This window comes from Corallococcus sp. AB049A (assembly GCF_003668885.1).
Lineage (GTDB): Bacteria > Myxococcota > Myxococcia > Myxococcales > Myxococcaceae > Corallococcus > Corallococcus interemptor.
On sequence record NZ_RAWL01000277.1, the window covers coordinates 1 to 11673 of the forward strand.

General features: G+C 70.4%; 9 protein-coding genes and 1 pseudogene. 2 read left to right on the forward strand and 8 right to left on the reverse strand.

The window, feature by feature from the left end; genetic code table 11:
• Positions 1-322 (forward strand): annotated as a pseudogene (locus D7X55_RS26040) (hypothetical protein); the annotation flags it as partial.
• 7 nt (positions 323-329) lie between these two features.
• On the opposite strand, the gene D7X55_RS26045 reads toward D7X55_RS26040, so the two are convergent.
• Positions 330-1196 carry a hypothetical protein gene (locus D7X55_RS26045; RefSeq protein WP_121724488.1) on the reverse strand — a complete coding sequence of 289 codons (867 nt, stop codon included), beginning with the start codon at positions 1194-1196 and terminating at the stop codon, positions 330-332.
• 99 nt (positions 1197-1295) lie between these two features.
• Between D7X55_RS26045 and D7X55_RS26050 the strand changes: the two genes are divergently transcribed.
• Entirely contained in the window at positions 1296-3902 is a 2607-nt protein-coding gene (locus D7X55_RS26050; protein ID WP_306437746.1) for an adenylate/guanylate cyclase domain-containing protein, read from the forward strand.
• A gap of 1 nt (position 3903) precedes the next feature.
• Here the strand turns inward: D7X55_RS26050 and D7X55_RS26055 are convergent, their stop codons facing one another.
• The 7 genes from D7X55_RS26055 to D7X55_RS26085 form a co-directional block, all read right to left on the reverse strand.
• Positions 3904-4953 carry a S9 family peptidase gene (locus tag D7X55_RS26055; RefSeq protein WP_121724489.1) on the reverse strand — a complete coding sequence of 350 codons (1050 nt, stop codon included), beginning with the start codon at positions 4951-4953 and terminating at the stop codon, positions 3904-3906.
• Between the two features lies 1 nt (position 4954).
• On the reverse strand, positions 4955-5317 hold the full coding sequence (locus D7X55_RS26060; RefSeq protein ID WP_121724490.1) for a ferredoxin: 363 nt from the start codon (positions 5315-5317) through the stop codon (positions 4955-4957).
• A 176-nt stretch (positions 5318-5493) separates the two neighbouring features.
• Positions 5494-6255 (reverse strand): NADH-quinone oxidoreductase subunit I, encoded by a 762-nt coding sequence (locus D7X55_RS26065; protein ID WP_121724491.1) that lies wholly within the window; start codon positions 6253-6255, stop codon positions 5494-5496.
• A 27-nt stretch (positions 6256-6282) separates the two neighbouring features.
• The gene (locus tag D7X55_RS26070) at positions 6283-7728 is read right to left on the reverse strand and encodes a complex I subunit 1 family protein (RefSeq protein WP_121724492.1); all 1446 of its coding nucleotides are present in this window, start codon (positions 7726-7728) and stop codon (positions 6283-6285) included.
• 2 nt (positions 7729-7730) lie between these two features.
• Positions 7731-9620 (reverse strand): 2Fe-2S iron-sulfur cluster-binding protein, encoded by a 1890-nt coding sequence (locus D7X55_RS26075; protein ID WP_120549974.1) that lies wholly within the window; start codon positions 9618-9620, stop codon positions 7731-7733.
• On the reverse strand, positions 9617-10876 hold the full coding sequence (gene nuoD / locus D7X55_RS26080) for an NADH dehydrogenase (quinone) subunit D (protein WP_120549975.1): 1260 nt from the start codon (positions 10874-10876) through the stop codon (positions 9617-9619). Before nuoD ends, D7X55_RS26075 begins: the two co-directional genes overlap by 4 nt.
• 13 nt (positions 10877-10889) lie before the next feature.
• Positions 10890-11408 carry an NADH-quinone oxidoreductase subunit C gene (locus tag D7X55_RS26085; protein ID WP_120549976.1) on the reverse strand — a complete coding sequence of 173 codons (519 nt, stop codon included), beginning with the start codon at positions 11406-11408 and terminating at the stop codon, positions 10890-10892.
• Positions 11409-11673: the final 265 nt, after the last annotated feature.

Consider the following 11673-nt stretch of genomic DNA (forward strand, 5'->3'; position numbering starts at 1 on the left):
CCTCCCACCCGCGCCCCTCTACGCCGAGGAGTCCGTCACCTCCGACGCCATCCGCCCGGACGCCCCCGGCCTGCTGCGCGTCATCGACGCCAGCACGGACGTCGTCCCGCTCAAGGGTTTCATCCCCCTGCGCGTGCCCAGGCCCGGGGGAGGGGAGGACTTCTTCCGCCTCCTCCAGCGAGGCGCCGTGATGGAGGTGGAGATCGCGGACGGTCCGGCCTTCCGCAGCATCCTCTCCCGCGAAGAGTCGGAACGCTTCGCGGGCCACATCCTGCGCCTCAAGCTGGAGGAGCGCATCGGCCTCGACATCGAGGCCGGCTAAAGCCCACTCAGTTCGTCCGCACGATGCCCACTTCCGCCGTGCCCGCCAGGACGACGCTGCCCAGGAAGAGGTTGTCGGACTCCGGGCCTCCCATGCGCACGGCCTGGAAGATGATCAGGTAGGTCTGCTTCGGGTTCGGGAACGCCGTGCCCGGAATCGTCACGCGCGCGGACCGGAACGTCGCGGGCGTCGCCGCCAGCTGCAGGAACTCCACCGGCGACGTCGGCACGTTCGAATAGGTGGCCTGGCCCTTCTCTCCGTTCGCACCCAGCGGAACCACCGTCACGAAGCCCAGCGTGCGGTCCTGGTTCGCCGGAGGCGCCGGCCGGTCGAAGCCGAACTCCGTGTTCGCGTTGATGCGCACGAAGCCCTCCGCCGGGTGGAACGCCGGGATGGCCTCCTTCGTCGGCGAGTCCTCCACGCGCGCCTCGTACTTCGTCCCGTTCTGCTCCGCGAAGAACGAATACGTCGCGCCGGACGTGTACTTCAGGTCGTCCGTGGAGTCGCTCGTCACGCCGTAGCTGCCGCCACCCTGGCCGTTGAGCGGCACGCCCGCCGCGCTCCCGGCGCGCAACGTCACGGTGGCCCCGCTCAGCCCCTCCGGCTGCGCGTTCTCCCCCTTCTTCGTCCCGAAGAAGACGAAGGCCGCCGTCTGCCCGGGGAAGCTCACCACGTCCCCGCCGTCCGGCCCTCCGAAGGTCCCCGCGTCGTACCCCGCCATCGCGGACGCGGACACGTCCACCTGCGGCGTGGCGAGCAGCGTGCCCACCATCACGTGGTCCGCCGTGAGCTGGTTCGTCGTCTTCTCCAGGTCACAGGCGAGCGGCGACAGCAGGGACACGGTGGCCAGGGCGGACAGCAACAGGCGTTTCATGGGCACTCTCTTGAACGGGGCACGGGTGATGGCGGCCAACCATACCCCGCGTGTTGCAGGTGGGCGCGAGGCCCTGTCGAGGTATCCTGCACGCCGCTCGTGCAACGCCTCCGCATCCACTCTTCCGGCCGCCGCTTCCTCCACCGGCTCGGCTTCTCGCTCGTCATGGCGGCCCTCTTCGGCTGCCTGCTGGGCCTGCTCGTCTCCCAGCGCGTCACCCGTCCCTCGCGGCCGGACGACACGCCCGCCCCCCTGCTGTCGCCCTCCGGCTTCATCGACGCCATCTCCCACGCGCTCGACGGCGGCGAACGCGCCTTCTACGACTGGCGCATCCGCCAGCTGGGGGAGGTCTCCGAGCGCTCCGACCGCGTCGTGCTCGTCTCCATCGACGACGACACGCTCGCCGAGGCCCAGCAGGGCCCCCGCGCGGACATCGCCGCGTACCCGTGGCCGCGCCAGGTGATGGGCGGCATGGTCCACCGGCTGGTGGAGGAGGGCGCCTCCGTGGTGATGCTGGACTTCGCCTACCCGGAGCTCAGCCCCCGCGCCTGCGTCACCCCCACGCGCTCGGGCCGCGGCGCCCTGTCCCAGGACGACGACGCGCTCCGGGCCCTCCTGGACCAGGACCCCGGCCACTCCGTGCTCGCCTTCCGCTGGGGCGCCGAGGGCACCCGCTCGCTGCCCCCCACCGGCCGCCTTTGGCCCTACCGGGTCCGCCTGGGCAGCTACCCCGGCATCACCGAGGCCCGCGCCCGCGCGCAGTCCGTCCTCGCCCTCCAGCGCCCCGCGTTCGTCATCCCCGCCGGCAAGGCCCTGGAGGTCTGGGCCGGCGTCGCGGACGAGGGCGAGGGCCGCAGCCTGGGCGACCAGCTGGGCGCCGCCGCCGCGGCCATCCAGGAGCGCCGCGCCGCGGATGACGCCTTCCGCGTCGCCCCGTCGGACCTGTTCCTCGCCCTGGCCTCCGTGCAGGTGCAGGGGTTGGATCCGGAGAAGCTGCTGGAGGTCCGCCAGCTCCAGCACCCGGTGACGCCGCTGCTCAGCCCGGCCAGCGGCTACGGCGCCACCACGCTGCCCGCGGACACCGACGGCGTGGTGCGCGGCGTGCCCCACCTCGTCGCGTACAGCCCGCGCGGCGGCGAGCGCTACATCCTGCCCTCGCTGCCCCTGGCCGCCGCCATGCGGCTCGCGGGCACGCAGAAGCTGCGGTACGCGGACGGGCGGCTCTACATCGGCGACAAGTACTCCGTGCCCATGGACGCGTCCGGCTACACGCTCCTGCGCTGGGAGGCCCCGTCCGCCACCCGGGGCGCTCGCGGCCCGCTGGCCCGCTCCATCCGCGCGTGGAACGTGCTGCTCAACCTCTTCGACTCGCAGGAGGCGCGGCCCGCCCGCTTCGACCACGACCTGGACGGCCGCGCCGTCATCCTCACCAACACCAGCAGCTACGCCCCGGAGCGGCGGGTGACGCCCATTGGCCCGGGCATCGCCAACGGCGCCGTGCTGGGCCAGGCGCTCGCCAACATCCTCGCGTCGGACGGCATCACCCGCGCGCCGCCCAAGGTGGACATGCTCGCCACCATGGCGCTCGCGTTCATTGGCGCGTTCCTGGCGCTGTCCTGCAGCTGGCTGCTGCGCTCCGTGGGCGGCGCGTTCCTCTTCGTCTGCGTGGCCGTGGCGGCCGGGGCGGGCTACGTGGGCGCGGCGGGGTACGTCTTCGTCCACGACAAGCTGTGGATCGCCGTGGCCGGGCCGCTGTGGTCCGGCGGGCTCGCGTTCCTGGTGACGACGCTCTACGCCTTCCGCACCGAACAGGACGTGCGCGAGTTCGTCCACAGCGCGCTGGGCCGCTACGTGAGCCCGGAGGTGGCGCGGCTGGTGGCGCGCGACGTGAGCCTGATGAAGCCGGAGCGCCGGCAGATGACCGTGTACCTCTGCGACATCGAGGGCTTCACGCGCCTGTCCGAAGCGCTGCCGCCCGAGCAGCTGGTGCCGCTGCTCAACACCTTCCTCACGGAGATGACCGCCGTGGTGCGCGCCACGGTGGGGCAGGTGGACAAGTACATGGGCGACTCGGTGATGGCCTTCTGGGGCGCGCCCGTGCGCACGGACCGCCACGCGCACCTGGCCTGTGAAGCCGCGCTGAAGCTCCAGGCGGCGCTCGCGCAGAAGCAGCCCCTCTGGGAGAAGCAGTTCGGCCACCGGCTGTCGGTGAGAGCCGGCATCGACACGGGCGACCTGCTGGTGGGCGACATGGGCAGCGAGCTCAAGTCCCACTACACCGTCATGGGCGACGCGGTGAGCATGGCCGGGCGGCTGGAGGCGGCCAACAAGCAGTACGGCACCCAGGTGCTGGTGGGGCAGACCACCGCGCAGCTCGCCAGCGACGCCTACGTCTTCCGCGAGGTGGACCGCGTGCTCCTGCGCGACAAGCCCCAGCCCGTGCGCGTGCACGAGCTGCTGGGCCGGCGGGGCGAGTTCTCCCAGGAGAAGCAGGCGGGCATGGCCCTCTACGAGAAGGCCCTCACCGCCTACTACGGCCGCGAGTTCATCCTGGCGCAGGAGCTGTTCCGCCGCTGCACCGTGGAGCACGGCGACCCGGTGGCCCGCGTCTACGTCCAGCGTTGCCAGAGCCTCATCCAGACGCCGCCGCCCGCGGACTGGGACGGCGTCATCCGCTGGGGCCGGCGCAGCACGGACTCCCGCTAGTTCAGGGTCGCGTGTCGACGCGCAGGGGCAGGGCGAAGCGCGAGGTGAAGAACTGGAGGAGGTGGGCGTGCTCGAACGCGATCTCCTCCGGGCGCTCCGTGAGGTGCGCGTGCTCGGGGATGATCATCAGCGTCGCGTCCTGGCCCCGGGCCTGGAGCTTGCGCACGAAGACGTCCGCGTCCGACAGCGACACCTTGGGGTCCCTCGCGCCCAGCATCACGGCGATGGGGGCATTCACCCGGTCCACCCACGTCACGGGTGAGATGGCGCGAAGCCGCTCCGCGTCCCGCACCGGGTCTCCGTACTCGTCGGCCCGGGCGCGTCGCACCTCCGGCGTCTGCTGCGCGAGGAACGAGCCCAGGTCCGTCTTGGCCGCGAGCGCGAAGCCCGCGTCGTAGCTGCCCGCGAAGCGCGTCATGCCCACCAGCGCCTGGTTGCCTCCGTAGCTCCACCCGAGGATGCCCAGCTTGGGGACCACGCCCTCACGGGTGAAGCGCTGGCGCAGGCAGCGGCTGGCGGCCTCCAGGTCCGTGGCCGCCTCCACGCGCAGGGGGCCGTTGTCCGCGCGGGCCCAGTCCTCCGAGCAGGCGGTGCCCCGCACCGCGGGCTCCGCGTAGATGAAGCCCGCGCGCAGGAAGAACTCCGGGCGCCAGTGGTAGCCCGGCCGGGGGCAGCCCGTCGTGTAGAAGGCGAGCACGGGACACGTGCGCTCCCGGCACGCGGGCGGCGTGCGCACCTGGATGCGGAAGCGCACGCCGCCGTTGTCACACGCCAGGTCCTCGACGGGCGCGGCGCTCCAGCGCAGGTGCTGCCCGCCGTCCGCGAGGAGGTCCGTCAGGGTGGCCTTCAGCGCGGCATCGGGTTCGACGCGGGGATGGCGCCGCAGCAGCTCCTCACGCGAATCGCCGTCCCGCACGAGCGCCGCGCCCACGACGCGGGGGCTGTCCGCGTCCGCATGCGCCCCGAGCACCTTCGGGGACGCCGGAGCCACGGGCCGCGAACACGCGCCGAGCAGCAGCAACCCCAGCAGGGCAGGGGAGGCGCGAAGCATGTCAGTCGTCGTCGCCGGAGTCCGGCTGGCCGAAGAGCTCACGCACCGGCACGTCGTCCTGGATGTGCTCGGCCACCACGCGGCGCATCTTCTCCGCCGTCATGTCGGAGTAGTACACCTCTCCGGGCCACCCCATGAGCTGGTAGTCCTCCGGTGACAGCGGGTCTCGCTTGCGGCCCGTGTCCTCGCGCACCACCACGTTGGGCCCCATGTGGCAGAAGCCGTAGCAGCCGCCGCGGTACAGCTCGCAGCGCGCCTGCAGGCCCTGGGCTGCCAGCGCCTCACGCGCGGCCACGTGCACCGCGTCCGAGCCGCCCGCGCGGCAGCTGGAGCCCTTGCACACCGACATCCGGTAGCGCTTCACGGCGGGGCTCCCCGTGCCAGGCCGGCACCATGCGCATTGAAGAGGTGCAGCATCACCACATGCCCCCGGAAAAGGCTCCGGCCCGCCCTTCCCCGGAAGCGGCGGGAAGGAGGCGGGCCGGGATGCGTGCGGAGGGCGGAGGTGGAGCCCCGCCCGTCGCAGGACGAAACAGCGGACTACTTGATGAACTTCGTCACCTGGATGGGACCCTGCTGCGTCACCACCGCGTGCCCGGCGCCCGCCTTGGCGTGGCCGTGGCCCGCGCCCAGCTGCTTCGCGTGGCCGTGGGCGTCGTGGCCCTCGTGTCCCTCGCCGATGCGCGTGTGCGCCTCCTTGTGGACGTGGGCCGGCTCCTTGGAGCTGTCGCGCTTGTTCCACGGGTCGGACGGGTGCGACACCGGCGGGCCCTTGAGCAGCTTCGGGATGTCGTAGACGAAGTTCTGCCGGTTGTACTCGGACGGCGTGTGCATGTACGTGTCCATGCGGATGGCGTCCTTGGGGCACGCCTCCACGCACAGGCCGCACACGATGCAGCGCAGCTCGTCGATGACGAACTGGGTGGGGTACTTCTCGATGACCGCCGACTCGCTGTCGGTGCCCTCGCGCTCGTACTCACCCGCCTCGATGTAGATGCACTGCGCCGGGCAGATGGTCGCGCACATGTAGCAGGCCACGCAGCGCGGCTTGCCGTCGTCACGCGGAACCAGCCGGTGCAGACCGCGGTAGCCCTCCGGATAGATGGGCTTCTCTTCCGGGTACTCCACCGTGGTCATCAGGCTCATGCCCGCGCGGTCCACCACCTGGGGGTTGGGGTCGCGCGTGCCGAACATGTTGCGGAAGAAGTGCTTGGTCGTGATGGCCAGACCGCGCAGCAGCTCCGGGATGTACATCCGCTCGCGGAGGTCCGTGCGCGGATCCTGGGAGGCATTGAACGCCATGGTGACTTGTCTCGCTTCCGGACCGCGCTAGTGCGCGCCCGCCGGGGAATGGGAGTGGGGGTCCGCGTGCGCCGGCAGACCGTGCGCATCGTGTCCGTGGCCATGCGCGTCGTGCCCGTGGCCATGCGCGGTGTCGTGCGCGTGCGCCGGCTTCGTGCCCGCGGTCATCGTCAGGGCGACCACGAAGCCGATCTCCAGGAGGCCCACCACGCCCAGCGCGCGGAGGGACGGATCCCACAGCACCAGCGCGCCGCTGATGAACACGTTGGCCAGGCCCGCGGGCAGGAGGATCTTCCAGCCCAGGTTCTGGATCTGATCGTAACGGAAGCGCGGGAAGGTCCAGCGGATCACCAGCTGCACCCAGATGAGCAGGATGACCTTGATCCAGAACACCGTGCCCAAGAGCGTGCCGTACACCCAGCCGTGCTCCTGGAAGAAGGGCTGCGCCGCCAGCCACTCGCCGCCGAAGGGCAGGTGGTGACCGCCGAAGAAGAGCGACGTCGTCACGCCGGCCAGCACCACGACCTCCACGAACTCGGAGATCATGAACATGCCGAACTTCATGCCGGAGTACTCCACGAAGTAGCCGATGATTTCGGACTCGCCTTCCGGAGCGTCGAACGGGGCGCGCTTGGTCTCCGCGAAGGACGCCACGAAGAAGGCGATGAAGCCCAGGGGCTGGATGAAGATGCCCCACGCCGGCAGGCCCAGGTCGAAGCCGCCGTCCGTGCGCCACAGGTACTTCGCCTGGCCGGTGCCGGACACGAGCGCGTTGCCCACGTCACCCACCAGCACGGGCAGCTGCACGGAGGAGAACGCCAGGAACAGGCCCACGAGCGACAGGCCCAGCGCCACCTCGTAGCTGATCATCTGCGCGGAGGCGCGCACGCCGCCCAAGAGCGCGAACTTGTTGTTGGAGGACCAGCCGGCCAGCGACGTGCCGTAGACGGCGAGCGACGCGATGGCCAGCAGGTACAGCATGCCGAAGTCCGGCGTGGCGACCACCATGTCCACCGTCTTGCCGAACACGTTCACCGTGGGGCCGGCGGGCACCACCGCGAACAGCGCGAACACCGGGGCGAAGGCGAGGATGGGGCCCAGGTTGAACAGGAAGCGGTTGGCCTGACCGGGGACGAAGTCCTCCTTGGTCAGCATCTTCAGCACGTCGGTGATGATGTGCGGGATGCCGCCCAGGGAGCGGTTGCCCAGGCCCGGGATGGCGGACAGGCGCGCGCGGTTGGGACCCACGCGGTCCTGCATGAACGCGGACCACTTGCGCTCCGCGAGCGTCAGCAGCGTCGCGGTGATCATCACGAAGACGAGAATCAGGAAGATGATGTTCGTCAGGCGGCTGGCGCCCTCGAAGAGGTACTCCTCCGCCAGGTAGCCCACCAGATACGCCGAGGCCACTCCGCCGGCGACGGCGAAGACGATGAAGGCCATGGCGAACAGCATGTTCAGGATGCGGCTCATGGTCAGATGCCCCTCACGCGCGGCGCGCCGAACTCGCGGTAGCCCGGCGGACGGCCGTCGGCTCCCGACGGCAGCGGATTGATGCCCGGCTTCTCCCGGTCCGGCGGAGAGGCCTTGTCCCAGTTGAACTCGGCGAACTCGGACACCTGGCCCGAGAGCGCGCGCCACACGTCACGCGCGGACGCCGCGGCGGCCTCGCCGCCCAGCTCGCGCGTCAGCTCCGTGGCCCACTTCCAGTGCGGCACCGCGTCCCCCTTGGAGGGGTACGCCTTGCGGAAGCGCTGGGTGATGCCGTCCGCTTGCGTGAACGTGCCCTCGTCCTCGATGTGCGCCGAAGCCGGCAGCAGCACCGTGGCCTGCGCCGTCACGGGGGACTCGTTCTGCGCCTGGGCGACGAACACCTCCAGCGACGCGGCGACCTCCGCGAACGCGGCCGCGTCCGTGGGGACCTCCGTGCCCAGCGCGTAGAGCGCCTTCACCTGGCCGGCCTTGATGGCGGGGGTGAGCTCGTCGAAGCCCTTGAGTGACAGCCCCAGGCCCTTGGCGATGAGCGCCAGGCCCTGGCGGTTGGGGTTCTTGTCCGCCGTCATCAGGTAGTGGTCCGCCTTGCCCTGCGGCCGGCCACCGGCGAACACGGACGTCACGCCCAGCACCTTCTTGGCGAACGTCAGGCCCGCGAGCAGGTCCTCGTTGGACGCGAGCGGCGAGGCCAGCACGGCCAGCTGCTTGGAGCCCGCCAGCGGCTTGAGCGCCTTGAGGGCGCCGGCGACGGCGTCCTTGCGCGTGAGGACCGGCTGCACCGTGCCGGCGGCCTGCAGGCCGCGGCCCACGCGGGCGGACAGCACGCGGCCCACGTTCAGGTCCTTGTACGACAGGCGGCCCTGGTCGCACATCCAGCTCTTGTTGATGGCCTCGTTCTCACGCGGGCGGTAGCGGTAGGTGTCCTGGGACATCCAGTCCGCGGAGATGTTGCAGCCGCGCGAGCAGCCCGTGCAGACGGACGGCGTGGCGGACAGGAACCAGGAGCGGGCCTTGAAGCGGAAGTCGCGCGACAAGAGCGCGCCCACCGGGCACACGTCCACGGTGTTCAGCGAGTAGTTGCTGTCCAGCTCGTTGCCCGGGAAGACGTCGATGCGCTCGTGGCTGCCACGGCCGAAGACGCCCAGCTGCGGCTCCTTCGGGATTTCATTCATGAAGCGGACGCAGCGCGTGCAGATGATGCAGCGCTCCTGGTCCAGCACGACGCGGGGCCCCAGCACCTTGCGCTTGTGCTTGAGGGCCTTGGTGCCCTCCAGCCGCGAGGGCTTGTAGTCGTACTTCATGTAGTAGTCCTGCAGCTTGCACTCACCGGCCTGGTCGCAGATGGAGCAGTCGACCGGGTGGTTCAGCAGCAGGAACTCCATCACCGCGCGCTGCTGCTCCTTGACCTTGGGGGTCGTGGTCTTGATGACCTGACCCTCGGCCATGGGCGTCTGGCACGCGGGGACGAGCTTGGGCGCGTTGGAGGCCTCGATGAGGCAGATGCGGCAGTTGGCCGCGATGGAGAGGCGCGGGTGGTAGCAGTAGTAGGGGATCTCCGAGCCGACCGTCTTGGCCGCCTCGATCATGTTGGTCCCCGGCTTCACCACGACTTCCTTGCCGTCGATGACCGCCGTCACGAAGCCCGGGTTCTTGGGCTGCGGCTTGGGCGGAGGGCCGCCGGCGGGCGCCGCCGGCTTGGGCGGAGGCGTGCCGGTGGGGCCGCTGTGCGCCGCGGGCGGCGAGTCCAGCTTCGCGCCGGCGGGCGGGTTGGACGGCTCCGGGCCGACCTTGGCCGCGGGCGTGTCGGTGGGCGCGCCCTTGGGGGGCGTCTGCGCGTCACCGGTGGGCTTCTTCGTGTCGTTGTCGCTCACTGCTCGACCTCGCCGCCGATCATGTTGATGGTGTCAAAGGTGGGAACGAGGTCCGCGATCATCTTGCCCTGGATGATGTGCGGCAGCGCCGACAGCACCGGGAAGCCCGGGGCACGCACGTGGACCTTGTACGGACGGCCGCGGCCGTCGCTCACCAGGTACCAGCCCAGCTCGCCGTTGGACGCTTCCGTCGCGTCGTAGATTTCACCGGGCGGAACCTGGATGCCCTCCATCACCAGCTTGAAGTGGGCCATCACGCCTTCGATGGTGCCGTACACCTCGGGCTTGGGCGGCAGCGCGATGCGCCAGTCGTCCACGATGATGGGGCCCGCGGGGATGGTGTCGAGGGCCTGGCGGATGATCTTGATGGACTGCCGCATCTCCTCCAGGCGCACGAGGTAGCGGTCGTAGTTGTCGCCGTGCTGGCCCACCACGACCTCGAAGTCGAAGCGGTCGTAGACCCAGTACGGCTGCACCCGGCGCAGGTCGTGGTCCACGCCGCAGGCGCGCAGCGCGGGGCCCGTCCACCCGTAGTCGATGGCGTCCTCGGCGCTGATGACGCCGGTGCCCTTGGTGCGGTCCACGAAGATGCGGTTGCGCGTGAGCAGCCCGTCCATCTCCGCGAGCAGCTCCTCGGTGCGGTCCAGCGTCTTCTTGACCTTCTCCGACCAGCCTTCCGGCAGGTCGCGGTTCATGCCACCCACGCGGCCGAAGCTGGTGGTGAGGCGCGCGCCGGTGAGCTCCGTGACGCGGTCCTGGATGAGCTCGCGGGCCTCCATGCCGTAGAGGAACGGCGCGAAGCCGCCCATCTCCAGGCCGGTGGCGCCCACGCACGTCAGGTGGTCGGTGAGCCGGTGCAGCTCACTGCCGATGACGCGGATGTACTGGGCGCGCTCCGGGATCTCCAGGCCGATGAGCTTCTCCACGGCGTTGAGGAACCCGAAGTTGTTCATCATCGCGGACAGGTAGTTGAGCCGGTCCGTGTACGGCAGGCACTGCGTCCAGGTGACGTTCTCGCAGCTCTTCTGGAAGCCGCGGTGGAGGAAGCCGATCTCCGGGTCGACCTTGACGATGGTCTCACCCTCGAGCTCCACCTTCAGCCGCACGGTGCCGTGCGTGGCCGGGTGGGAGGGGCCCATGTTGATGACCATGTTCTTCGTCTGGAAGTGCGACTCCAGCTCCGACTCCTCGTGGGCGAACCCATCGGTGTCGGGGTTGTGAGGCTTCTGCGCGTCGGTGTTGTGGCTGTCGGCCATGGTGAGGTCTCGATCAGGCGATGCCGCTGGTGCCGGGGCCGCGGAAGATGTCCTTGATGGGGCGCTCGGGGATCAGCGGCTGGCGGTCGCGCAGCGCGTAGTCCTTGCGCAGGGGGTGGCCCTGGAACTCCTCGTACAGGAGGATGCGGCGCAGGTCCGGGTGGTCCGTGAAGCGGATCCCGTAGAAGTCGAACACCAGCCGCTCCCACCAGTTGGCGCCGCGGTACAGCGGCGTGAGGGAGGGCAGCTCCGGGCGGGTCTCGGTCACGCGCACCTTCAGGCGCACGTGCTCCTTCCGCTTGAGCGAATAGAGGAAGTAGACGACCTCGAAGCGCGGATCACTCTCCGCCAGGTGCAGGCGATCCACGGCGTCCGCGGAGCCGAACAGCTTGAAGTCCAGCTCGGGGTCCATCTTCAGGAAGGTGGCGACCTTCGGCAGCCACTCGGCATGAATGACGGCCCAGGCTCCACCAGCGCGGTCGACATAGCGCTCCGCGACCGCCTCGGGGAACTGGGCGGCGACCCGGTCCAACGCGAAAATGCTCAAGGGGGGCCTCGATCTACGACAGAGGAAACCGCGGCTTTATAAGGACCGTTCGCGGGGGGCGTCAACGTAAACCCTCAGCCGTGTAGGCCACTTAGGCGGTCCAGTAGCCCGCGTCGCGATCCACCCCCTGCCTGCCTGGGCACAAGGGGTTGCGGACTCAGGCCGCCACGTCCGGGCCCAGCACCGGGGCGGGCTCGGAGGGCTCGGGGACGAAGGTCACCACCGGCTGGCTCTTGCCGGGGACGAGCGC

Coding starts and splice junctions, on each gene's coding strand:
- D7X55_RS26065 (WP_121724491.1), bottom strand. CDS start 6,255: ATGGCGTTCAATGCCTCCCAGGATCCGCGCACGGACCTCCGCGAGCGG.
- nuoD (WP_120549975.1), bottom strand. CDS start 10,876: ATGGCCGACAGCCACAACACCGACGCGCAGAAGCCTCACAACCCCGAC.
- D7X55_RS26070 (WP_121724492.1), bottom strand. CDS start 7,728: ATGAGCCGCATCCTGAACATGCTGTTCGCCATGGCCTTCATCGTCTTC.
- D7X55_RS26055 (WP_121724489.1), bottom strand. CDS start 4,953: ATGCTTCGCGCCTCCCCTGCCCTGCTGGGGTTGCTGCTGCTCGGCGCG.
- D7X55_RS26045 (WP_121724488.1), bottom strand. CDS start 1,196: ATGAAACGCCTGTTGCTGTCCGCCCTGGCCACCGTGTCCCTGCTGTCG.